Genomic DNA, 21,866 nt, shown 5'->3' with positions numbered 1-21,866 from the left:
CCTATGATGCTCTTGGCGACAAGCCTGCGGCATTGTCTGAGAACCACAAGCCGCTACAAGAGTTTTGCGGGTCGTTGGTGGACTACGTGTCTGCGGGGCACTTCGAGATCTACGAGCAACTGACTGGCGAAGCAAAAGCCTTCAATGACACACGTGGCCTGGAGTTGGCTGACACTCTCTACCCGCGTATTGATGTGATCACCGAGAAGCTGCTGGCATTCAACGATCTGTGCGATGAAGGCAAATGTGTTGCTGAAAAATTCAAGGAGCTCGGCGGTCTGCTCCATGAGCGTTTCGAGTTGGAAGATTGCCTGATTGAAGTGTTGCATACCGCCCACAGCGAAGAGCCTGCCACCCAGGCGTGACCTACGGTGGTGGTAAAAAAAAACGGTGCGCATGGCGCGCCGTTTTTTATTGGGTCAGTGGCGAGTGCCGAGCAATTCGATCTCGAACACCAGCGGCGTATAGGGGGCAATCAACTCGCCTGCACCCTCAGCTCCGTAGGCTTGGGCCGATGGAATCACCAAGCGCCATTTTGCACCTACCGGCATCTGTTGCAGCGCACTGCTCCAGCCGCTGATCACACTGTCCAGGCGAAACCACTGCGGCTGGGTGCTCTGATCGAACACGGTTCCATCGGGTAGACGCCCCACATATTTCACCTGAACCTGATCGCTGGCCAACGGCTTGGTGCCAGTGCCGGCAGTGAGTTCGGTGAGCAGGATTCCATCTGCCAGTTCGCGTACGCCTTTGACGGCTTTTTCTTTGCTTAGGAATTGTTGTTCGGCCACCAGGGCTTTTTCGCTTTGAGGTGCCTGGGCGTCGGCTTCGCTTTGCGCTTCGTGCTGGGCGAGAAGCTGTTCGATACGTGCGTTTTCCAGCGCCAGGGGCTTGCCTTGGTAGGCTTGCTTGAGGCCATCGATCAGGGCTTGGATCTGCAGGTCGGGAACCTCCTGGCGCAGGCGTTCACCGAGGCTGGCGCCCAGGCTGTAGGCGAGGTCGTGCTGATCCTGCTCAGTGGTTTTGGTAGGCGATTGCTCGCTGGCATTGGCCACTGAAATCGCCAGGCCCAGCACAAGAAAAAGGTAACGCGACATGGGGCATTCTCCCGCCGAAAGTGCGACGGATTATGCCAGTGTGAATGAGTAAAAAGTGCCGCGTATTTTCGTTATAACGATAAGAATTTTCGCGTGGTGCAACGCAAGGCAAACGATACTGTCAACATGCCCTAGCGGCGGTAAGAGCAGAGGGCTAGTATGAGCCGCACCCACGTCAGCCAGGAGGTAAACCATGTCGGCCAAACAGAAGCCTGTTAATACCCCGTTGCATTTACTCCAACAACTTTCGGGCAGCTTGCTCGAACATCTGGAAAGCGCTTGTTCCCAAGCCTTGGCCGATGCAGAAAAGCTGCTCGCCAAGCTGGAAAAACAACGCGGTAAAGCGCAAGAGAAGCTGCACAAATCCCGCACCAAACTGCAAGACGCCGCCACTGCCGGCAAGGCCAAGGCACAAGCCAAAGCCAAAGACGCCGTCAAAGAACTTGAGGACCTGCTGGACGCCCTCAAAAATCGCCAAGCTGAAACCCGCACCTACATTTCCCAACTCAAAAAAGATGCTCAGGAAAGCCTGAAACTGGCCCAGGGCGTTGGTCGTGTGAAGGAAGCGGTCGCTAAAGTACTGGGCGCTCGTACCCCGGCAAAAGCAGTTGCCAAGCCAGTCGCTAAAACCGCTGCTGCCAAACCAGCCGCTAAGCCAGCTGCCAAAACTGCTGCTGCCAAACCAGCCGCCAAGCCAGCCGCCAAAACTGCTGCTGCCAAACCAGCCGCCAAGCCAGCTGCCAAAACTGCTGCTGCCAAACCAGCCGCCAAGCCAGCTGCCAAAACTGCTGCTGCCAAACCAGCCGCCAAGCCAGCTGCTAAAACTGCTGCTGCGAAACCAGCCGCCAAGCCAGCGGCTAAAACCGCTGCTGCCAAACCAGCCGCCAAGCCAGTAGCTAAAACTGCTGCTGCCAAACCAGCCGGCAAGCCAGTAGCTAAAACTGCTGCTGCGAAACCGGCCGCGAAGCCAGCGGCTAAAACCGCTGCTGCGAAACCAGCCGCGAAGCCAGCTGCCAAACCTGCTGCTGCCAAACCAGCCGCGAAGCCAGCCGCCAAACCTGCTGCTGCCAAACCAGCCGCGAAGCCAGCCGCCAAACCTGCTGCTGCCAAACCAGCCGCGAAGCCAGCCGCCAAACCTGCTGCTGCCAAGCCAGCCGCGAAGCCAGCTGCCAAGCCTGCTGCTGCCAAACCAGCCGCGAAGCCAGTAGCCAAGCCAGCTGTTGCCAAGCCTGCGGCCCCTGCCGCTGCACCGGCAGCATCCGCCGCTCCGGCCGCACCGGCCAGCAGCACCCCTGCACCGGCAGCGCCAAGCACCACCCCAACCAGCGCTTCCTAAGTGCTGGTGGCCACGACGCGCAGCTGCTGCAGCGCGTCGTGGTCAAGGTTGGCGGCATCTTCGGCCGCCAGTCCTTCAAGCCATTGCTGCTGACCTGCCACACCCGTCGTCCATCCCTGGGCAAGCGCCTCCAAGCGCGTCAGCAACTGTCGCTCGGCATCCAACTCCAGGGCTTTGACCCGCTCGCGCAATGCTGCCAACGGCTCATCCTGCTGCGCCAGGGCACGCCACTGCACACGCACGCGTCGCAAGGGTTCGATCACGTCAGTGCGCCACGGCCGGGCAAGCTGTTGCAGCGCCTGCACGCGCTCACGCTCAACCGCCACACCGCGCTGCTCCAGCCACAGGCCACACAGCAACAGGCACACATCCGCGCCTTGATCCTGCAAGCGCAGGCAAGCGGCTTCGCACCCTGAGCGGGCGTAAGTCGAGAGGGCAAAGCTCCACAGGTCAGCGCACATATTCACACCCAAGCCAGCGGCCAACGAAGCTGGTAGACTCCGCCGCCATTATGATCCGACTTCAAAGCCTAACATTACAGCGTGGCCCGCAACGTCTTCTTGAAGACGCCGAGCTGACCCTGCACGCCGGTCACAAAGCCGGCCTGATCGGTGCCAACGGCGCCGGCAAATCCACGTTGTTCGCCCTGCTGCTGGGTGAGCTGACCCCGGATTCCGGGGACTGCTTGCTGCCCGCCGACTGGCGCATCGCCCATATGCGCCAGGAGATCGACACCCTGGACCGCATCGCGATCGACTACGTGCTCGATGGCGACCTGCGTCTGCGCCAGGTGCAACACGACCTGGCCGAGGCCGAGAAAACCCAGGACGGCGCCGCCCAGGCACGCCTGCACGCGGAACTCGACAGTGCCGACGGCTACACCGCCGACGCCCGCGCTCGCAAGATGCTTGCCGGCCTTGGCTTTACCAACGAACAGATGGACCGCCCGGTCGCCGACTTCTCCGGTGGCTGGCGCATGCGCCTGAACCTGGCCCAGGCGCTGATGTGCCCCTCGGACCTGTTGCTGCTCGACGAACCCACCAACCACTTGGACCTCGATGCGATCCTGTGGCTGGAAGACTTCCTCAAGAGCTACCAGGGCACCTTGCTGCTGATTTCCCACGACCGGGACTTTCTCGATGCGGTGGTGGACAACATCGCCCACGTCGAACAAAAGAAGATCACCCTCTACCGTGGCGGCTACACCGCGTTCGAACGCGCCCGTGCCGAACGCCTGGCCCAGCAGCAACAAGCCTACGAGAAGCAACAGGCGCAGCGCGCGCACATGGAAAGCTACATTGCCCGGTTCAAGGCCCAGGCCACCAAGGCCCGCCAGGCACAAAGCCGGATCAAGGCCCTGGAGCGCATGGAAGAGCTGTCGGCGGCCCACGTCGATTCGCCGTTCGACTTTGTATTCCGCGAGTCGGTGAAAATCTCCAGCCCGCTGTTGGACCTCTCGGATGCGCGCCTGGGCTATGGCGACAAAACCATCCTGGAGAAGGTCAAGCTGCAGCTCACGCCGGGTGCCCGTATCGGTTTGCTTGGCCCTAACGGCGCGGGCAAGTCGACGCTGATCAAAAACCTGTCGGGCGAACTTGAGCCTTTGGCCGGTCGCCTGACCCGTGGCGAGAACACGGTGGTGGGCTACTTTGCCCAGCACCAGTTGGATTCCCTCGACGCCAAGGCCAGCCCGTTGCTGCACCTGCAACGCCTGGCGCCGACCGAGCGCGAACAGACCCTGCGCGACTTCCTCGGTGGCTTCGACTTCCGTGGGGCGCGCATCGACGAGCCAGTGCTGAATTTCTCCGGTGGCGAAAAAGCCCGCCTGGCCCTGGCGCTGATCGCCTGGGACCGTCCGAACCTGCTGCTGCTCGACGAACCCACCAACCACCTGGACCTGGAAATGCGCCTGGCGCTGACCATGGCCTTGCAGGAGTTCAGTGGTGCGGTACTGGTGGTGTCTCACGATCGCCACTTGCTCAAGAGCACCACCGACAACTTCCTGCTGGTGGCTGACGGCAAAGTCGAAGAGTTCGACGGCGACCTGGACGACTACGCTCGTTGGCTGACGGACTACCGCCTGCGCAACGCGCCGGCCAGCAACACGCCGGTCAACCCGGACAAGACCGACAAGAAAGCCCAGCGCCAGGCTGCCGCCGCGTTGCGTCAGCAACTGGCGCCGCACAAACGTGAAGCCGACAAGCTGGAAGCCGAGCTTGGCAAGGTGCATGAGCGCCTGGCCAAGATCGAAGCCAGCCTGGGCGACAGCGCCGTGTATGAAGCCGCCCGCAAGGATGAGCTGCGTGACTTGCTGGCCGAACAGGCCAAGCTCAAGGTACGTGAAGGGCAGTTGGAGGAAACCTGGATGGAAGCCCTCGAACTGCTCGAAACCCTGCAAGCGGAGCTGGAGGCGTTGTCCTGATGGAGGCGCTGCAACTGCCGCTGCCGGCGCAATGGATCGAACCGATCTGGATCGGCGTGCAAATCCTGCTGATCCTGCTGGCCGGTTACCTGGCCCAGCGTTTTGTCGCCAAAGGCCTCACGCGCCTGGGCGAGCGTTATCCGCTGCCGCCGCAATTGCTGATGCCGCTGCGCGGTGGCTTGCGCTGGTTGATCATGGGCAGTGCGCTGATCTTTGTGCTGGGTCGCCTGGGCGTCTCTGCCACAGTGTTGTGGACCGCTTTGTCGGGGTTTGTGGCGGTCGCCGCCGTGGCGTTTTTTGCCATGTGGTCGGTGCTGTCCAACCTGTTGTGCGCCATTTTGATTTTTACCGTAGGGCCTTTCCGTATTGGCGATATCGTCGAGTTGGTGGACACCGTCGACAAACCCGGCGTGAAGGGGCGGGTGGTTGCGATCAATCTGCTGTACACCACGCTGATCGAAGTGGCCGAAGCCGGCACCGACAGTGCGATGGTGCAGGTGCCCAACAGCCTGTTCTTCCAACGCTCTGTACGCCGCTGGATCACCCCCGCGTAAAAATTCGATAGCCAGGCCTCGCTGCTCGGAGTTAGCTTAACGCTCACGACGAATTTGAAACGAGGTGTGTAATGGCACTCGATACATGGCTGGCCTTTTTCGTGGCCAGTTGGATCATCTCCCTTTCCCCCGGCGCAGGCGCCATCGCCTCGATGTCCAGCGGCCTGCAATACGGTTTTGTGCGCGGCTACTGGAACGCCATTGGCCTGCAAATCGGCCTGGCGATGCAGATTGCCGTGGTCGCCGGCGGCCTTGGCGCCATCCTGGCCACGTCCTCTACAGCGTTTTATGCGATCAAATGGTTCGGCGTGGCGTACTTGGTGTACCTGGCCATCAAGCAGTGGCGTGCCCTGCCCATGGACATGACCGATGACGCGGCTGTGCGCCCGATCGGTAAGCCGATGGCGATGATGTTCCGAGGCTTTCTGGTCAATGCCAGCAACCCCAAGGCCTTGGTGTTCATGCTGGCGGTGCTGCCGCAGTTCGTGAACCCGCAGGCGCCGTTGTTGATCCAGTATGTGATCCTGGGGGCGACGATGATCGCCGTCGATATGATCGTGATGGCGGGGTATACGGGGTTGGCGTCGAAGGTGCTGCGGTTGTTGCGCACGCCTAAGCAGCAGAAGCGGATGAACCGTACGTTTGCGGGGTTGTTTGTGGGGGCCGCCGGGTTCCTCGCCAGCCTGCATCGCGCGACAGCGTAACTGAAGAAACGGGGTTAAAAATGTGGGAGGGGGCTTGCTCCCGATAGCGGTGGGTCAGCTACAGATTAGCTGACTGATACACCACCATCGGGGGCAAGCCCCCTCCCACATTGGTTTTGTGTTGCTTGATCTAATGAGTGTCAGCGCAAGATCTTCGGCGCTTCATCCCTTGGCAGGTTGTTACGCAACACCGGCTGGCCAGGCTCCTGATACCCACCGCCCAACTGCTCCGCCAACTGGCGCGCCACATCTTCACCCAGCGCTTTCGACACTTCCTTCACCACCCGCGGCCGGTTCAGGCTCACGCGCACATCGCGGCTGTTCACCAGCTTGGTGTCCTGGCCTTCACCCATGGCGGTGAACGCCGAGGTGATCTCATAGGTGCGGGTGTTGATCAGGCTGAAATCCGCCACCAGCGTCAGGCCCAGCACGGCTGAGTAGCTGTTGGTGTGGTCCAGGGCGTTGATGTCTTGGGTAAAGTCGATGTCCGACAGTGTGCCGAACAGCACGTAGTCCGCACCTTTGAAGTTGCCAGCCTTGATGCGCTTGATCACGTCGTAGACGTCACCCTTGGCATCGGCAGTGTAGGGCGTGCCCTGCACCAGCTGGAACTGGCGGGACTTGAGGATCTCGCCCTTGATATCACCACTGAATTTGCGCAGTTCAGTCTGCTCGATATAGCTGGTACGGCTTTCGTACTCGCTATAGTTCGACGCGCCGCTGGCGTGGTAGGCGCTTGCCTGAAAGTTATTGCTGGCCGATACCTGGTGAATGTATTCCTCGACCCGCGCCTCGTAGGCCAGGTCGGTCACCGCGATTTTCGGGGCGGCCGAGGCGCCAAAGGCGCACAGCAAGCCGATCATGCCGATCCATGCACGCATTGCTTAGCGCTCCGTGGTCTTGCGGATTTCTTTTTCGTCCATCCATTCGGCCAGGCCGCTCTCGACGTCGACCAGTTGCAGGCTGAATTTGTAGAACACGTCCTTGTAGTCCGCGCTGCGCTTGACGATCGAGCTGATGGAGCCTTCCAGGCGGTACTTGGCGGCGACCATGTTGCCGGTCTTGCTCACGGTGGACTTCTTGTACAGGCCACTCTGGTTTTGCAGCTTGAGCTGGTCGACCTGGCTTTGCATGTCGGTGTTATCGCTGGCGAAGCGGGCGGTGCCGGTTTTCATCAGCTGGGTCTTGATCGAGGTGGTGATCTCACGGGTATCGATGTACTCGCTGGTCTTGTTCTTTACGTCGTACACCTGCACCACAGGGCGGCCTTGCAGGATGCCGGACTGAGCCAGGGAGCGGGTCATGCCTTCGGCGATCATCTGCAGGTCGGTGGAGCCGAACTCGTTGGTCACCGTTTCCACGGCCTTGGTATCGCCGTAGCTGATGTTCTTGCTGCCCAGTACCGGCGACGTGTTGGAGCAGCCGCTGGCCAGGACGGCAACGACGGCAAGGATCGAAAAGCGTGCAAACATGGGGACATCTCTCCAGAGCTGAATTGGGGTGGGCGTCAAGGCGTCTTCACTTCAAGGCGGAAGTCCGCAGCTTGAGGCAGGTTGGCAATGGCCGGCAGGAAGGTGGCCTGGTTGGCGTACAGGTTCAGCACTTTCCAGGTTTCTTCATCGCCTACTGGGAAGCCGTCGGCGCCCAGCCAGGCAAAGCGGTAATACATCGTCTGGTTGCTGCTGGTGATGTTGCTCAACTGCACCTTGGCGGTGAGAAAGCCGTTCTCGCGTGCCACGCGGATGGCGCCGACGGCGATGCCCTTGAACTTGCCCATCACTACGATTTTGCTGGCGGCACTGCCAGGTTCCGGCGGCGGCGGTGTGGCGCAGCCGGCAAGCAGGACCAGCGCCAGGGCGCCGAGGATGAAATGACGCATAGCGTGCTCCTTAAGGTTGTTTGAGGGCGATGGCTTGGGTGGCCTGGCTCGGTACCACGTGCGCCGCAAGGCCGCCGGCGAACACTTGATTGCCGACCACGCGCAAGGTGATCACTTGGTAGCGCTGATCGGCCTTGACCGTCACCAGCGTGCCGCCCAGGGCATTGGGCAGGCTGACCTGGTGCTCGCCATGCTTGAGGCGCAGGCGGGTCACCTGGGTCATGTCCGGCAGGGTGCGCCAGGTTCGGGTGTCGGCGCCTTCGGTGACGGCCGAGGCGATGCCCAATACCAGGCCGGCCATGGGGTTGGTCTTGTTCAGGTTGTTTTGCGCCACGCCACGGGTCACCGCACGCACCGTGGTACGCAGGATGATCCCGGGCATGTCGTCACGCAGGGCGCGGCGGGACATGGCGGTGGTGCTGTTAAGGGCGGTGAGGTTCTGTTGCTGGCCGTCGACGCCGATCTGCGCGAAGGCTGCCGTGGAGGTATCGGCCTTGATCACCGGGAACGACAGCGGGGTGATCACCAGGTTGCCGTTGATCGGGATCGGCAGCGGCAGGCGGATCGAGTCGCGGGCCGGTGCCAGGCCGCTCTGCACGACGATCAGCACTTCACTTTCGTCGGCACCGACCTTGGATTTGTCCAGGTTCAGCAATGCTTGCTCAAGCAAAGGGGTGTTGGGGCGCAATTCGGCGGCCTTTCGGTAGCCGGGGGCGGCCAGGTCTTTTTCACCCAAGGCTTCGTAGACGAAGCCGGCCAAGTAATGGCTGAAGGCACTCTGGTAGCTGTTTTTCAGGCCGACCACCTCGGGTGCATCCAGCGCTTCCACCGGGTAGCCGCGCAGGTCTTTCATCTGGGTGGTCACACCTTCGCGCTCGGCTTCGTTCTCGCGCTTGAGGTATTCCTTGTCCCGCAGGTCGGCGATGACGGCTTCACGCTCGTGGGTTTTCTTGATTTCGGTGCGGGCGCCGTCAAAGTCATTCAGAGCCAGCAGGTTCAGGGCCATCTGGGTGGTGAGCATGACTTTTTCGTAGTCATAGCCTTCGTAGCGGCGCACCTTGTCGTTGACCAGGAAACTGCCGAACTGGGCGAGGTATTTTTCGCTGTCGAACTTGACCGACTCTTCCCACTTGTAGACTTGCAGGTCGGCACTGCGCCAGGCGGTCTGGCTGCCGGTCAGGTCGCCCTTGGCCCGCAGCAACTCACCCTTTTCAAAGAAATAGAGCAGGTCTTTGTCGTCACTGGTGTTGTTTTTTTCCAGCAGGGTCAAGGCGGCATCGACATTACCGGTGGCCAATTGCTGGTTGGTGGCTTGCAGCTCGGTGTCGTAGCTGCGGAACATCGAACAGCCGGAGAGCAAGGTGACCGCCGCGAGTGCGAGCGGAGTCAAGGCGCGGAATGCCATGCTACTTCTTCCCTGAAAGTATTGAATCGGTGTGGTAATTCCTCATAAAAATGAGGAATGAAATTCCCTTTGGCACTAACAGGGCGCGGCATTATAAACCCGGTTACTGGCAAAACAATGGCTTATTGATGTGATGCAATCGACAAAACGCCATCACCGCTCAGCTGAAATACCTTGGCCTTCCAATCGCCAAATCACTAACGCCTTGAGTCAAAGCGTCTAAGGCTTAACAATGTGTTACTTCGTATTTCCCCTTGAGATTCATTCATGACTGCCCCCTTCCGTTTTCTCGCCTGGCTGCTGTTGCCGGCGTTGATGTCGTGCAGCGTCAACCTGATGGCCGCGACGGCCGAAGGCGCCCCGCAAGCCCTGCATTTGCTGGACTACATTGGCGCTGACTACCCTCCCACGGTGGAGGCGGGCAAGGTGATTGATGAGTCTGAATACCGTGAGCAGGTCGAGTTTCTAGGGGTGTTGCAAGGCTTGGTCGCAGAACTGCCGCAACGCCCGGAGCGCGACGCGTTGGTCAAAGGCGTCGACGAACTGAAAGCCGCTGTAGTCGCCCATCAGGATGGCGCGACAGTGGCCCGTCAGGCCCGGCAATTGGGCGCCCAACTCGCGGTTGCCTATGAAGTGAGCCAAGCCCCGGCCATTACTCCCGACCCCACCCGTGGCGCCCCGCTCTATGCCCAGCATTGCTCGGTGTGCCACGGCGCTGCCGGTGCAGGCGATGGCCCGGCGGGCATGGGCATGACGCCGCCGCCCGCCAACCTCACGGACGCCACGCGCCTGGATCGCCTGAGCCTGTACGCGATCTACAACACCCTGGGCCTGGGCGTCGAAGGCACCGATATGCCGTCGTTCGCCGACCAACTGGACGACCGCCAGCGCTGGGACCTGGCCACTTACATCGCGGGCTTCACCGCCGACCCGGCAGCAGCGAAGACCGAGCAGCCATTCAACCTTGCTGACTTGGCCCGCCAAACCCCCAATGAAGTGCTGGCCGCCAACGGCCCAGCCGCCGCGGCGACCTTCCGCGCCCAGCGTGCGCAACCGCCCCAGGTCAAGCGCGGCCCCGCGCAGTTGCTCGACTATACCGCCACCACGTTGGACAAGAGCCTCGCCGCGTTCCGCAATGGTGACCATGAACAGGCCTACGACCTGTCGGTTGCCGCGTACCTGGAGGGCTTCGAGCTGGTGGAAAGCTCCCTGGACAACGTCGACGCCAACGTGCGCAAGGACACCGAGAAGGCCCTGATGGCCTACCGGCAGTCGTTGCAGGACGGCTTGCCCGTGGAGCAGGTGCAACAGCGCCTGGACGTGGCCAAGGGCAAACTCACCGAATCTGCCGGCCTGCTGGGCAGCGACGGCTTGAGCTGGTCGTTGAGCTACATCTCCGGCTTGCTGATCCTGCTGCGTGAAGGGCTGGAAGCGATCCTGGTACTGGCGGCGATCCTCGCCTTCCTGCGCAACACCGGCCAGCAGTCGGCGGTGCGCAGCGTCAACGTGGGGTGGGGCCTGGCGCTGTTGGCGGGCTTGGCCACCTGGGCGTTGGCCGCCTACGTGATCGACGTGAGCGGCGCCCAGCGCGAATTGCTCGAAGGCTGCACCGCGCTGTTCGCCAGTGTGATGGTGCTGTGGCTGGGGGTGTGGATGCACGACCGTCGCCACGCAGCTGCCTGGCAGGACTACATCAAAAGCAGCCTGGTGGGCGGCGGCGGGCGCTTTGGGTTTGCGATGCTGGCGTTCTTCTCGGTGTACCGCGAGCTGTTCGAAGTGATCCTGTTCTACGAAACCCTGTGGCTGCAAGCGGGCCCGGCCGGGCACAACGCGGTGTTGGCGGGTGGCGCTACAGCGTTGGTGCTGCTGGTGGGCCTGGCGTGGGTGATCCTGCGCGGTTCGGCCAAGCTGCCGCTGGCGTTGTTCTTTGGCATCAACGCGGCGCTGTTGTGCGCGCTGTCGGTGGTGTTTGCCGGGCATGGCGTGAAGGCATTGCAGGAAGCCGGCATCTTCGGCACGCGACCGGTGGCGTTCTTTGACTTTGACTGGCTGGGGATTCATGCCGATGCGTACTCGTTGAGTGCGCAGGCGGTGGCGATCCTGGCGATTGTGGTGCTGTATGGCCGTAGTCGATTGGCCGAGAAGCGTCGCGTTACTGCTTAAGTCTTAAGTGGGCACAGTCAGTGTGGGAGCGGGCTTGCTCGCGAAAGCGGTGGGTCAGCCACATATAGGCAAGCTGATGCACCGCATTCGCGAGCAAGTCGAATCGTCGCACCGCCGCTCCCACATTGGATCGATGTTGTTTCTGGAAGGAGTGTTTATGCGCGTATGGATCGATGCCGACGCCTGCCCCCGGGCAGCCAAGGACCAAGTGGTCAAGTTCGCCCTCAAGCGCCAGTTCGAGGTGGTGCTGGTGGCCGGGCAAAGCCAGATCAAACCGAGTTTTTCCTGCGTAAAACTGATCGTGGTACCCAGCGGCCCGGATGCGGCAGATGACTACCTGGTAGAGCACGCGGTGCCAGGCGAGTTGGTGATTTGCAGCGATGTGCCGCTGGCGGATCGCCTGGTGAAGAAGGGCGTCACCGCCCTCGACCCACGGGGCAAGGAGTTCAGCCCGGCGAACATGAGTGAGCGGTTGGCAGTGCGCAACCTGTTCACCGACCTGCGTGAGCAAGGTCAAATGGGCGGCGGGCCACCGCCCCATGGGGAAAAGGACAAGCAGGCGTTTGCCAATGCCCTGGACCGGATTTTGACGCGGCTGACGCGAGCCGGTTAATCGTTCTCGTGGGTCAGCTCCAGCACCCGATCCACCAGCTTGTTGATCCCCGAAGCCACCTCGCTGATGTTCTTGCCCAGCATGTAGGCCGGTGTGCTCACCAGCTTGCGCGCCGTGTCTTCGACGATGTCTTCCACCGCGCACTCCTGGTGGTTGGCGCCCATCTTGTCCAGGGCCGCTGCGGTATCGGGGCAGGTGCCGATGGTGCAGGTCACGCCAGGGCCGTAAATTTTCGCGGCCAGGGCAGGGGAGATGCAGATCAGCCCGACCGGCTTGCCCGATTCAGCAAACGCCTCGGCCAAGGCCAAAACCTCTGGGTTGACGCTGCAACCGGCGCCCTCCACCGCAAAGTTCGACAGGTTCTTCGCCGCGCCAAACCCTCCGGGCACGATCAGTGCGTCGAAGTCGTCGGCGTTGGCTTCACGGATGTCCTTCACTTCTCCCCGTGCGATGCGGGCCGATTCCACCAGCACATTGCGTGACTCGGGCATTTCCTCGCCGGTCAGGTGATTGATCACATGCAACTGCGCAATATCGGGGGCAAAGCATTGGACCTGAGCACCGCGCTGGTCCAGGCGCAGCAGGGTGATCACGCTTTCGTGGATCTCTGTGCCGTCATACACGCCGCAGCCGGAAAGGATCACTGCAATCTTTTTGCTCATGGGCATTTCTCCTGGGGTCATGGCGTTAAATGTCTACTAATTTGTCACCTGTTGCCAATGGGGCTTGGCGGCACTACACCTACTCTAGATGTAACAAAAACAAACCGGACCAGACCATGGACTTCGTGCCTTACGCGGTACCGTTTTTCATCGCCTTGATCGTGGTAGAGCTGCTTGCCGACCGCTGGCGTGGTGAGCGCAACTACCGGGTGGCAGACGCCATCAACAGCCTCAGCACCGGCGTGTTGTCGACCACCACGGGCCTGCTGACCAAAGGCGTGGGGATTTTGACCTACGCCTTTGCCCTCAAGCACCTGGCACTGTTCGAGCTGCCTGCCCAGAGCGTCTGGACCTGGGTGTTCGCCTTTGTGTTCTACGACTTCTGCTACTACTGGCTGCACCGTATGGGCCATGAGCGCAATATCCTCTGGGCTGCCCACTCGGTGCATCACCAGAGTGAGGACTACAACCTCAGCACCGCCCTGCGCCAGACCAGCACCGGCTTTCTGCTGAGCTGGATCTTCTACCTGCCCCTGGCCGTGGTCGGCGTGCCGCTGGTGGTGTTTATCAGCGTGGCATCCCTTAACTTGCTGTATCAATTCTGGGTGCACACCCGCCATGTGCCCAAGCTGGGCTGGTACGAGTGGTTCTTCGTCACACCCTCCAATCATCGGGCCCATCATGCGCAGAACGCTCTCTACATGGATCGCAACTACGGCGGGGTGTTCATTATTTGGGACCGGCTGTTCGGCACCTTCCAGGAAGAAGACGACAACGAACCGGTGATTTTCGGCGTGACCACCCCCCTGGCCAGCTGGAATCCGCTGTGGGCCAACCTGCAGTTTTACGCACAGCTATGGAGTGATGCGCGGCGCACCGAGCGTTGGTGGGACAAGCTGCGCATCTGGTTTATGCGCACCGGCTGGCGCCCGGCGGATGTGAAGGCCAAGTACCCGTTGGCCAAGCACGATTTGAGTCAGTTCCGAAAATTCGAGGTGGCGCTGGATGTGCGCCAGCAGGTGTACATCGCTCTGCAATTTGCTGCGTATGTGGGCTTTGGCAGTTATTTGATGAATGTGGGCGAGGGGTTGCCCACGGCGGCACTGATTGTGGGCTGGGGTGCGATGGCGCTGGGGTTGTTTACCTTGGGCGTGGCCCTGGAGAATCGCCCGTGGGCACTCAAGGCCGAAGTGGCGCGCCTGGCGCTGAATGTACCGCTGGTGTGGCTGGCGCCGCTGGTGGGCCTGTGGCCCGCCAGCAACCTGGGCTGGCTGGGCCTGGCGAGCTACAGCCTGCTCAGCGTGATTGGCCTCTACTGCTGCAGAAGCCGGCTTACTCCACTGGTGTCTTAGGCGCTTCTACCGACGCCGGCTGGGCTGCGAGCCGGGCCTTGGCGTCGGCACAGGCCTGACGGGCAATGCGAGCGTTCTTGAAGCGGCGACGCAGCCACAGGCCAAAGCCCAGCAACAACAGTGCGCCCAGCACCCATAGCTCGTATTTCTTGACGCTGCCCAGCATGCCTTCGAGCACTGCGCCGAAGTGGTAGGCCGCAGCGCCGAGTGCCGCGGCCCAGATCGCCGCGCCAATGCCGTTGAGGATCAGATAACGCAACGGGGGGTAGCCAGACAGGCCAATCGCTACCGGCATGACCGTGCGCAATCCGTAGACGAAGCGGAAGCTCAACACCCACAGATCCGGGTGCTTACGGATGTGCCCCAGGGCCTTGTCGCCCATCAATTGCCAGCGGGGTTTGCGCGCCAACAACTTGCGGCCGTGCTTGCGGCCCATGTAGTACCAAAGCTGATCGCCGGCGTAGCTGCCAAAGAAGGCAACGACCACCACCAGGTTGATATCCATGTACCCACGGAACGCCAGGAAGCCTGCGAGAACCAGGATGGTCTCGCCTTCGAAGAACGTGCCCAAAAAGAGCGCAAAGTAGCCGAAGTCATGCAGAAATTGTTGAAGCATGGTCTGGGGTGCTGGCGAAATGAACGCGCAGCCTACGCCTTCGTGAACATTCATGAAAGTATCGAGATGTGTCACGAAGTGAACAATTCCTACATAAACGACGAATGCGGCTACAGGTCGCATCGGCAAGCACAACTGTCATACCTTCGTCATAATGGCCGCTTATAACTGCAACGCTCGCCCGTATTACGCGGGCTCAGGAGTCTGTCGTGAGCTTTACCCCTGCCAATCGCCTGTTCCCCGCTACCCGCCTGCGTCGCAATCGCCGTGATGATTTTTCTCGCCGCTTGGTGCGTGAAAACGTGCTGACGACCAATGATCTGATCCTGCCGGTATTTGTGCTCGACGGTGAGAATCGGCGCGAAGCGGTGGCATCGATGCCGGGTGTGGAGCGCTTGACCATTGATCAGTTGCTGATCGAGGCGGCGGGTTGGGTCGAGTTGGGCATACCTGCGCTGGCGCTGTTCCCGGTCACGCCTGCCGAACTCAAGTCCCTGGACGCCGCCGAAGCCTGGAACCCGCACGGCATCGCCCAGCGTGCCACCCGCGCCTTGCGCGAGCGTTTCCCGGAGCTTGGGGTGATCACCGACGTGGCCCTGGACCCGTTCACCACCCACGGCCAGGATGGCATTCTCGACGAGGACGGCTATGTTCAGAACGACATCACCGTCGATGCACTGGTCAAGCAGGCCTTGTCCCACGCCGCAGCAGGCGCCCAGGTGGTTGCACCGTCGGACATGATGGATGGGCGCATCCAGGCGATTCGCGAAGCCCTGGAACTGGCCGGCCACGTCAATGTGCGGATCATGGCCTACTCGGCCAAGTACGCCAGCGCCTATTACGGACCGTTCCGCGATGCGGTGGGCTCGGCCCTCAACCTGGGCAAGGCCAACAAAGCCTCATACCAGATGGACCCGGCCAACAGCCATGAAGCCCTGCACGAAGTGGCGGCCGACCTGGCTGAAGGGGCCGACATGGTGATGGTCAAGCCGGGGATGCCGTACCTCGACATCCTTTACCGGGTCAAAGAGGAATTCAAAGTGCCGACCTTTGTCTATCAGGTCAGTGGCGAATACGCGATGCACATGGCTGCAATACAGAATGGTTGGCTGAGTGAAGGGGTGATTCTCGAGTCCCTGACAGCCTTTAAACGCGCCGGGGCTGATGGCATTCTGACCTACTTCGCCGCCCGCGCCGCTCAATTGCTTAGAGAGCAACACTAGCCCTCACAGGAACACTCGATGAATACCGAAGGACTCACAGACGTTGCTGTAAAAGACGCTCACCCGGTGGTTGAACAAGTCACCGAAACCCCGCCGGAGCTGGAGCCAGCCCCGCCCGCCGTGGTGGCCGAGCCGCCTGTGCCGGCGCCGGTGGCCGCGGTGACCAACCTGGATGACAGCAGCCTGTACATCCACCGTGAGCTGTCCCAACTGCAATTCAACATCCGCGTGCTGGAACAGGCGCTGGATGAGTCCTACCCCTTGCTGGAGCGGCTGAAATTCCTGCTGATCTTCTCCAGCAACCTGGACGAGTTCTTCGAAATTCGTGTGGCCGGCCTCAAGAAGCAGATCACCTTCGCCCGTGAGCAAGCCGGTGCCGACGGCCTGCAACCGCACCAGGCCCTGGCGCGCATCAGTGAACTGGTACACGGCCATGTGGACCGCCAATACGCGATCCTCAACGACATCCTGCTGCCGGAACTGGAAAAACATCAGGTCCGCTTCATCCGTCGCCGTCACTGGACCACCAAAATCAAGACCTGGGTACGTCGTTACTTCCGCGACGAGATTTCGCCCATCATCACCCCTATCGGCCTCGACCCGACGCACCCGTTCCCGTTGCTGGTGAACAAGAGCCTCAACTTTATCGTCGAGCTTGAAGGTATCGACGCCTTCGGTCGCGATTCGGGCCTGGCGATCATCCCGGCACCGCGTCTGTTGCCACGGATCATCAAGGTACCGGAAGAGGTGGGTGGCCCTGGCGATAACTATGTATTCCTGTCCTCAATGATCCATGCGCATGCGGACGATCTGTTCCAGGGCATGAAAGTAAAAGGCTGCTACCAGTTCCGCCTGACCCGAAACGCCGACCTGGCGCTGGACTCCGAAGACGTCGAAGACCTGGCCCGTGCCCTGCGCGGTGAGCTGTTCTCGCGGCGCTACGGCGATGCAGTGCGCCTGGAAGTGGCGGATACCTGCCCGAAACACCTGTCGGACTACCTGCTCAAGCAATTCAACCTGGCCGAGTCGGAGCTGTATCAAGTCAACGGCCCGGTGAACCTGACGCGCCTGTTCAGCATCACCGGCCTGGACAGCCACCCGGAGCTGCAATACACGCCGTTCACGCCGCAGATCCCGAAACTGCTGCAAAACAGCGAGAACATTTTCAGCGTGGTGAGCAAGCAGGACATCCTGTTGCTGCACCCGTTCGAGTCCTTCACCCCGGTGGTCGACCTGCTGCGCCAGGCCGCCAAGGACCCGCACGTATTGGCCGTACGCCAAACGCTGTACCGCTCCGGCGCCAACTCGGAAATCGTCGACGCCCTGGTGGACGCTGCGCGTAACGGCAAGGAAGTCACGGCGGTGATCGAGCTGCGTGCGCGGTTCGACGAAGAGTCCAACCTGCAACTGGCCAGCCGCCTGCAAGCAGCGGGCGCGGTGGTGATCTACGGCGTGGTTGGGTTCAAGACCCACGCCAAGATGATGTTGATCTTGCGCCGCGAAGCCGGGGAGATCGTGCGCTATGCCCACTTGGGCACCGGCAACTACCACGCCGGCAACGCCAAGCTCTACACCGACTACAGCCTGCTGACCTCCGACGATGCCTTGTGTGAAGACGTCGGCAAGCTGTTCAGCCAGTTGATCGGCATGGGCAAAACGTTGCGCATGAAAAAGCTGCTGCACGCGCCGTTCACCCTCAAGAAGGGCATGCTCGACATGATTGCCCGCGAAACCCAGTTCGCCCTCGACGGCAAGCCGGCGCACATCATCGCCAAGTTCAACTCGCTGACCGATCCAAAGATCATCCGCGCGCTGTACAAGGCCAGCCAGTCTGGCGTGCGCATCGACCTGGTGGTGCGTGGCATGTGCTGCCTGCGCCCCGGTATCGTCGGCGTGTCGCACAACATCCATGTGCGCTCGATCATCGGCCGCTTCCTGGAGCACACCCGGGTGTTCTACTTCCTCAATGGCGGGGAAGAGCAGATGTTCCTCTCCAGCGCCGACTGGATGGAGCGCAACCTCGATAAGCGGGTAGAAACCTGCTTCCCGGTGGAAGGCAAGAAGCTGATCATGCGGGTCAAGAAGGAGCTGGAAAGCTACCTCACCGACAACACCCACAGCTGGAGCCTGCAGTCGGACGGGCGCTACGTGCGCAACACGCCAACCGGCAACCAGAACCCGCGCAGCGCGCAGGCGACGCTGTTGGAGCGGTTGGGTAGCCCTATTCTGACGGTGAACTAACAGCCCAACTGGGTCTAAAAATGTGGGAGGGGGCTTGCTCCCGATAGCGATGGGTCAGTGCCAGATGTACTGACTGACACACCGCTATCGGGAGCAAGCCCCCTCCCACATTTGTTTTTGCAGTGTTCTTTAGGGCGCGTTAGCGCACGTTCAGCACGAACCCAACCCGCGTCAGCCACTCCGCTTCCTGCGCAAAGTCTGCCTGGGTCAGTTGGTTCTCTTCCAGCCAGCCTTTGGGGAACAGCACGTCCAGGCTCTCGCCATTGGCGCGCAGGGTCACCTGGGGCATTTCCTGAGTGCCACGGATGTGGTGGAACAGGATCGCAAAGCGCAGCAGCACGCACAGGCGAATCAGCTTGATGCCTTCATCACCGAACTCGGCAAACTTGTCCTTGGGGATGTTGCGGCGGTGGCCGCGCACCAGCAAGGCGAGCATTTGCTGGTCTTCGCGGGAGAAACCGGCCAGGTCCGAGTGTTCGATCAGGTAAGCGCCGTGCTTGTGGTAATGGTAGTGGGCGATATCCAGGCCCACTTCATGCACCTTGGCGGCCCAGCCGAGCAGTTCGCGCCACACACCGTCTTCCAGGTCCCAGTCTTCGGCCACCTGGTCGAAGGCGTGCAGGGCTTTGCGTTCCACCCGCGCCGCTTGTTGCAGGTCGACGTGATAACGCTCCATCAGCGAGCTGAGAGTGCGCTCACGCACGTCTTCGTGGTGATGACGGCCTAGCAGGTCGTAGAGCACGCCTTCGCGCAGGGCGCCGTCGCAGTGGTCCATGCGTTGCAGTTCGAGGGCATCGAAGATGGCTTCGAGAATCGCCAGGCCTGCCGGGAAAATAGTGCGGCGGTCGGGTTTGATGCCGTCGAAGTCGATCTTCTCGGCGTCCCCCAGCTTGAACAGTTTGCGCTTGAGCCACGCCAGGCCTTCGGCGTTGACTTCGCCGGTGCCATGGCCGCCGGCCTTGAGCGCCAGGCCGATGGCACGGATGGTGCCGGACGAACCGATGGCTTCATCCCAGGTCAGGCGGTGCAGGGCGTGCTCGATGCTCATGATCTCCAGCCGCGCCGCCGTGTAGGCCTGGGCGTAGCGTGCCGGGGTGATCTTGCCGTCCTTGAAATAACGCTGGGTGTAGCTGACGCAGCCCATTTGCAGGCTTTCGCGCAGCAGCGGCTCGAAGCGCTGGCCGATGATGAACTCGGTACTGCCGCCGCCGATGTCGGCAACCAGGCGTTTGCCGGGGGTGTCGGCCAGGGTGTGGGACACACCGAGGTAGATCAGGCGGGCTTCTTCACGGCCGGAGATGACTTCTACGGGGTGCCCCAGAATCTCTTCGGCGCGGCGGATGAATTCGCCACGGTTGCGCGCTTCACGCAGGGCGTTGGTACCTACGATGCGCACGGCGCCCAGGGGCATGCCGTTGATCAACTGGGCAAAACGCTTGAGGCAATCGAGCCCGCGTTGCATGGATTCTTCATTGAGCTTGCGCTCGTCGTCGATCCCTGCAGCCAGTTGTACTTTCTCGCCGAGCCGCTCAAGGATGCGGATTTCGCCGTTCTGGGCCTTGGCCACGACCATGTGAAAGCTGTTGGAGCCCAGGTCGATGGCGGCGATCAGGGACAGATTCTTGGCTTGGGATTGCGGCATGGTTTGGGGGTCTCGGTCGATAACCTTGTCATCCTGCCACGATCGACCGCTGGCGCCAACGCGTAGTGCCAGGGGATTTCCACTGAGTCTCTCGATAAGAGTGTTCTTAGCAGCGTGTAGGAACTTTTTATGACGAACGTATTACAAGTTAGATAGTTGTTGTGGTCCGCATTTTTTAAAGCCTTTGTTTTCAGGTGCCCGAACTATTTCCTACGCGGTTTCGTATTAACCCTCTTGAAGGGTTTTGCAATTCACACATCTTTCTGGCCCTTCAGGAAGGGTAGTCACTGATTGGTCTTACGCGTTTTGATATTTTTTCCGGCTTTATTTGAGGGGGGAAGTGTTAATACTTTGGCTCGGCATTGATGTCGTGGTGTTATTTATGTGTCGATTCAAATTTTAGTGAGTAGGCAGTTCGGTCATGTGTGCACGGGATCGAAAGTCGCCTTGCTCGTTATCAGCTGTTTTCCCTACGCGAGAGGTGATGCTTCATGAAATATAAAATCAGTGTTATTGCAGGTTCGCTGTTGTTGGCGGCCGTCAGCTTGAGTGCTCAAGCAGCGGACTTGAAAGTCAAAGGTTATATAGCCCCCGCCAGTTGCAGCTTTACAATTGGCAACGCGGTTATCGATTATGGCCGCATTGACCCGAATACCCTCAGCCCGACCAGCTACACCAAGTTGGCGAAGAAAAGTACGCCCTATGCCATTCGCTGCGGCAGCAATGCCAAGGCCAAAATTGGCGTAAAGGTGGTGGACAACCGTTCGAGTACTCGGATACCTGGCCTGATGACTTCGCAATTCGGCACCGGCTACCGGGATAACTACAACTACGGGCTGGGGGCTACCGCGAAGGGGCAAAAGATTGGCGGGTATGTGGTGCACTTGCGCAACTCGTTAGCCGACGGTAAACCCGCTTATGTGATTACCGATGAAGGCTACGGTGGAACTTGGGACCCCCGCAGCACCGAAGCCTTGGGCCACACGGCGAATATATCCACCTGGCGCACAGGTTCGGCGGTTACACCGGCGCAAGTCAATACCGTAACAGGCAACCTGGAAGTTCAGGCGGTCATTAACAAGACCGCCGAGCTTGATATGAGTAATCAAGTCAATCTGGATGGTCAGGCGACACTTGAATTGCGTTATCTCTAAGTGATAGTTGAGGCCGGTACAAGTGGGTCAATGCGATTTTAACTTGTGCCGGCTTTTTTCTGTCCAGCGGTAAATGAAAAGACAGAGGGTTGCCAATTTGCGAATTAAGTTTTTCTTATCGCTGTCGATGGTTGTCGGTTTTTTAGTGGGTACACCCACATGGGCCGATGGCATGGAACCCGACACCACGGTGATTGTGCTGGATGAGGCCGACGGTGAGGTGAGTATCAACGTCCGGAATACTGACGCGGCGCCGGCGTTACTTCATTCGGCGATCGAAGATATTCCGGAAGATGGTGAACCCCTGGTTGTAATCACACCGCCTGTAGCACGGGTTGATGCAGGCGAGCGGCAGATGGTCAGGTTTCTATTTATAGGCAATGCACCGCTTAAAACCCAGCGCCTCAAGCGTGTGACATTCGAAGGGATTCCCCAGGCACGCCCCGGTTCAGGTGCGACCATCGGTATCAGCCTTCGGCAAAACCTGCCCTTGATCCTGCACCCCAAGGGCCTGGCCCAGCACCACGCGCCCTGGGAACTGCTGACCTGGCACTTGCAAGGCAAAACCCTGATTGCGCGCAACGACAGCGCCTATGTGGTGCGCCTGTCTGACGAAGTGGTGTTGAAGCCGCAGCAGCGCAAGGCCTACCTGCCTCGCACCTATGTGCTGCCGGGTGAAACCCTTAGCGTGCCATTGGATACCGCGCCAGTTGGCGCCACCCGCGTTTCGATTTCGCCAGCGACCGTCTATGGGTTCACGGTGGAAAACTACGAAGCGCAGATTGTCGCAACTGCGCCGTGAC

General features: G+C 60.5%; 21 protein-coding genes. 12 read left to right on the top strand and 9 right to left on the bottom strand.

Annotation, left to right across the window (positions count from 1 at the left end):
• Positions 1-365 (top strand): Rsd/AlgQ family anti-sigma factor (locus DYL59_RS20225; RefSeq protein ID WP_135290746.1); only part of this gene is annotated, 365 nt, incomplete at its 5' end.
• Positions 366-419: 54 nt separating this feature from the next.
• Here DYL59_RS20225 and DYL59_RS20220 read toward each other — a convergent pair.
• Positions 420-1,097 (bottom strand): FKBP-type peptidyl-prolyl cis-trans isomerase, encoded by a 678-nt coding sequence (locus tag DYL59_RS20220; protein WP_135290745.1) that lies wholly within the window; start codon positions 1,095-1,097, stop codon positions 420-422.
• A 193-nt stretch (positions 1,098-1,290) separates the two neighbouring features.
• On the opposite strand from DYL59_RS20220, the gene DYL59_RS20215 reads away from it, so the two are divergent.
• The gene (locus tag DYL59_RS20215) at positions 1,291-2,433 is read left to right on the top strand and encodes an AlgP family protein (RefSeq protein ID WP_135290744.1); all 1,143 of its coding nucleotides are present in this window, start codon (positions 1,291-1,293) and stop codon (positions 2,431-2,433) included.
• On the opposite strand, the gene DYL59_RS20210 is transcribed toward DYL59_RS20215, so the two are convergent.
• Entirely contained in the window at positions 2,430-2,894 is a 465-nt protein-coding gene (locus DYL59_RS20210) for a TIGR02444 family protein (RefSeq protein WP_135290743.1), read from the bottom strand. The genes DYL59_RS20215 and DYL59_RS20210 overlap by 4 nt on opposite strands.
• A 50-nt stretch (positions 2,895-2,944) precedes the next feature.
• On the opposite strand from DYL59_RS20210, the gene DYL59_RS20205 reads away from it, so the two are divergent.
• The 3 genes from DYL59_RS20205 (at position 2,945) to DYL59_RS20195 (ending at position 6,113) form a co-directional block, all read left to right on the top strand.
• Positions 2,945-4,855, top strand: a complete 1,911-nt coding sequence (locus DYL59_RS20205) for an ATP-binding cassette domain-containing protein (RefSeq protein WP_135290742.1) — start codon at positions 2,945-2,947, stop codon at positions 4,853-4,855.
• Positions 4,855-5,409, top strand: a complete 555-nt coding sequence (locus DYL59_RS20200; protein ID WP_135290741.1) for a mechanosensitive ion channel family protein — start codon at positions 4,855-4,857, stop codon at positions 5,407-5,409. Before DYL59_RS20205 ends, DYL59_RS20200 begins: the two co-directional genes overlap by 1 nt.
• 71 nt (positions 5,410-5,480) lie before the next feature.
• Complete coding sequence (locus tag DYL59_RS20195; protein WP_135290740.1) at positions 5,481-6,113, top strand: LysE family transporter; 633 nt, start codon at positions 5,481-5,483, stop codon at positions 6,111-6,113.
• 140 nt (positions 6,114-6,253) lie between these two features.
• Here the strand turns inward: DYL59_RS20195 and DYL59_RS20190 are convergent, their stop codons facing one another.
• Genes DYL59_RS20190 through DYL59_RS20175 form a run of 4 tightly spaced genes read right to left on the bottom strand, consistent with a single transcriptional unit; the run spans position 6,254 to position 9,397 of the window.
• On the bottom strand, positions 6,254-6,994 hold the full coding sequence (locus DYL59_RS20190; protein ID WP_135290739.1) for a penicillin-binding protein activator LpoB: 741 nt from the start codon (positions 6,992-6,994) through the stop codon (positions 6,254-6,256).
• Between the two features lie 3 nt (positions 6,995-6,997).
• Entirely contained in the window at positions 6,998-7,585 is a 588-nt protein-coding gene (gene lpoB / locus DYL59_RS20185; RefSeq protein WP_135290738.1) for a penicillin-binding protein activator LpoB, read from the bottom strand.
• Between the two features lie 35 nt (positions 7,586-7,620).
• Positions 7,621-7,992 carry a YcfL family putative periplasmic lipoprotein gene (locus DYL59_RS20180; RefSeq protein ID WP_038844227.1) on the bottom strand — a complete coding sequence of 124 codons (372 nt, stop codon included), beginning with the start codon at positions 7,990-7,992 and terminating at the stop codon, positions 7,621-7,623.
• A gap of 10 nt (positions 7,993-8,002) precedes the next feature.
• Positions 8,003-9,397: a COG3014 family protein gene (locus DYL59_RS20175; RefSeq protein WP_135290737.1), complete on the bottom strand. Its 1,395-nt coding sequence runs from the start codon at positions 9,395-9,397 to the stop codon at positions 8,003-8,005.
• A 267-nt stretch (positions 9,398-9,664) separates the two neighbouring features.
• Here DYL59_RS20175 and DYL59_RS20170 point away from each other — a divergent pair, with 267 nt between their 5' ends.
• Entirely contained in the window at positions 9,665-11,560 is a 1,896-nt protein-coding gene (locus DYL59_RS20170) for an FTR1 family protein (RefSeq protein ID WP_135290736.1), read from the top strand.
• A gap of 157 nt (positions 11,561-11,717) precedes the next feature.
• Complete coding sequence (locus DYL59_RS20165; RefSeq protein WP_135290735.1) at positions 11,718-12,173, top strand: YaiI/YqxD family protein; 456 nt, start codon at positions 11,718-11,720, stop codon at positions 12,171-12,173.
• Here the strand turns inward: DYL59_RS20165 and elbB are convergent.
• Positions 12,170-12,835, bottom strand: coding sequence for an isoprenoid biosynthesis glyoxalase ElbB (elbB, locus tag DYL59_RS20160; protein ID WP_135290734.1), 666 nt, complete (start codon positions 12,833-12,835; stop codon positions 12,170-12,172). The two genes, DYL59_RS20165 and elbB, sit on opposite strands and share 4 nt — an antisense overlap.
• A gap of 116 nt (positions 12,836-12,951) precedes the next feature.
• On the opposite strand from elbB, the gene DYL59_RS20155 reads away from it, so the two are divergent.
• Positions 12,952-14,187, top strand: a complete 1,236-nt coding sequence (locus DYL59_RS20155) for a sterol desaturase family protein (RefSeq protein WP_135290733.1) — start codon at positions 12,952-12,954, stop codon at positions 14,185-14,187.
• Here the strand turns inward: DYL59_RS20155 and DYL59_RS20150 are convergent.
• Entirely contained in the window at positions 14,168-14,803 is a 636-nt protein-coding gene (locus tag DYL59_RS20150) for a DedA family protein (protein WP_135290732.1), read from the bottom strand. The two genes, DYL59_RS20155 and DYL59_RS20150, sit on opposite strands and share 20 nt — an antisense overlap.
• 209 nt (positions 14,804-15,012) lie before the next feature.
• Between DYL59_RS20150 and hemB the strand changes: the two genes are divergently transcribed.
• A complete protein-coding gene (gene hemB, locus DYL59_RS20145) occupies positions 15,013-16,026 on the top strand; it encodes a porphobilinogen synthase (protein WP_135290731.1) in 1,014 nt (337 codons plus the stop codon).
• Positions 16,027-16,044: 18 nt separating this feature from the next.
• A complete protein-coding gene (gene ppk1, locus DYL59_RS20140) occupies positions 16,045-18,267 on the top strand; it encodes a polyphosphate kinase 1 (protein WP_135290730.1) in 2,223 nt (740 codons plus the stop codon).
• A gap of 139 nt (positions 18,268-18,406) precedes the next feature.
• Here ppk1 and ppx read toward each other — a convergent pair whose 3' ends face one another.
• The gene (ppx, locus tag DYL59_RS20135; RefSeq protein ID WP_135290729.1) at positions 18,407-19,909 is read right to left on the bottom strand and encodes an exopolyphosphatase; all 1,503 of its coding nucleotides are present in this window, start codon (positions 19,907-19,909) and stop codon (positions 18,407-18,409) included.
• 491 nt (positions 19,910-20,400) lie between these two features.
• On the opposite strand from ppx, the gene DYL59_RS20130 reads away from it, so the two are divergent.
• Positions 20,401-21,063: a DUF1120 domain-containing protein gene (locus tag DYL59_RS20130; protein WP_135290728.1), complete on the top strand. Its 663-nt coding sequence runs from the start codon at positions 20,401-20,403 to the stop codon at positions 21,061-21,063.
• 73 nt (positions 21,064-21,136) lie between these two features.
• On the top strand, positions 21,137-21,865 hold the full coding sequence (locus DYL59_RS20125) for a fimbria/pilus chaperone family protein (protein ID WP_135290727.1): 729 nt from the start codon (positions 21,137-21,139) through the stop codon (positions 21,863-21,865).
• Position 21,866: the final 1 nt, after the last annotated feature.

The organism is Pseudomonas kairouanensis, assembly GCF_004682055.1.
Taxonomy (GTDB): Bacteria; Pseudomonadota; Gammaproteobacteria; order Pseudomonadales; family Pseudomonadaceae; genus Aquipseudomonas; species Aquipseudomonas kairouanensis.
This window is presented reverse-complemented; position numbering and strand designations above follow the sequence as displayed.

What these genes read in the sequence shown, in the direction of transcription:
- DYL59_RS20205 (WP_135290742.1), top strand. Translation starts at nt 2,945, where the DNA reads ATGATCCGACTTCAAAGCCTAACATTACAGCGTGGCCCGCAACGTCTT.
- lpoB (WP_135290738.1), bottom strand. Translation starts at nt 7,585, where the DNA reads ATGTTTGCACGCTTTTCGATCCTTGCCGTCGTTGCCGTCCTGGCCAGC.
- DYL59_RS20130 (WP_135290728.1), top strand. Translation starts at nt 20,401, where the DNA reads ATGAAATATAAAATCAGTGTTATTGCAGGTTCGCTGTTGTTGGCGGCC.
- DYL59_RS20170 (WP_135290736.1), top strand. Translation starts at nt 9,665, where the DNA reads ATGACTGCCCCCTTCCGTTTTCTCGCCTGGCTGCTGTTGCCGGCGTTG.
- DYL59_RS20195 (WP_135290740.1), top strand. Translation starts at nt 5,481, where the DNA reads ATGGCACTCGATACATGGCTGGCCTTTTTCGTGGCCAGTTGGATCATC.
- elbB (WP_135290734.1), bottom strand. Translation starts at nt 12,835, where the DNA reads ATGAGCAAAAAGATTGCAGTGATCCTTTCCGGCTGCGGCGTGTATGAC.
- ppx (WP_135290729.1), bottom strand. Translation starts at nt 19,909, where the DNA reads ATGCCGCAATCCCAAGCCAAGAATCTGTCCCTGATCGCCGCCATCGAC.
- DYL59_RS20175 (WP_135290737.1), bottom strand. Translation starts at nt 9,397, where the DNA reads ATGGCATTCCGCGCCTTGACTCCGCTCGCACTCGCGGCGGTCACCTTG.
- DYL59_RS20155 (WP_135290733.1), top strand. Translation starts at nt 12,952, where the DNA reads ATGGACTTCGTGCCTTACGCGGTACCGTTTTTCATCGCCTTGATCGTG.
- DYL59_RS20210 (WP_135290743.1), bottom strand. Translation starts at nt 2,894, where the DNA reads ATGTGCGCTGACCTGTGGAGCTTTGCCCTCTCGACTTACGCCCGCTCA.
- DYL59_RS20190 (WP_135290739.1), bottom strand. Translation starts at nt 6,994, where the DNA reads ATGCGTGCATGGATCGGCATGATCGGCTTGCTGTGCGCCTTTGGCGCC.
- DYL59_RS20150 (WP_135290732.1), bottom strand. Translation starts at nt 14,803, where the DNA reads ATGCTTCAACAATTTCTGCATGACTTCGGCTACTTTGCGCTCTTTTTG.
- DYL59_RS20215 (WP_135290744.1), top strand. Translation starts at nt 1,291, where the DNA reads ATGTCGGCCAAACAGAAGCCTGTTAATACCCCGTTGCATTTACTCCAA.
- DYL59_RS20220 (WP_135290745.1), bottom strand. Translation starts at nt 1,097, where the DNA reads ATGTCGCGTTACCTTTTTCTTGTGCTGGGCCTGGCGATTTCAGTGGCC.
- DYL59_RS20125 (WP_135290727.1), top strand. Translation starts at nt 21,137, where the DNA reads ATGAAAAGACAGAGGGTTGCCAATTTGCGAATTAAGTTTTTCTTATCG.
- DYL59_RS20180 (WP_038844227.1), bottom strand. Translation starts at nt 7,992, where the DNA reads ATGCGTCATTTCATCCTCGGCGCCCTGGCGCTGGTCCTGCTTGCCGGC.
- DYL59_RS20165 (WP_135290735.1), top strand. Translation starts at nt 11,718, where the DNA reads ATGCGCGTATGGATCGATGCCGACGCCTGCCCCCGGGCAGCCAAGGAC.
- ppk1 (WP_135290730.1), top strand. Translation starts at nt 16,045, where the DNA reads ATGAATACCGAAGGACTCACAGACGTTGCTGTAAAAGACGCTCACCCG.
- DYL59_RS20200 (WP_135290741.1), top strand. Translation starts at nt 4,855, where the DNA reads ATGGAGGCGCTGCAACTGCCGCTGCCGGCGCAATGGATCGAACCGATC.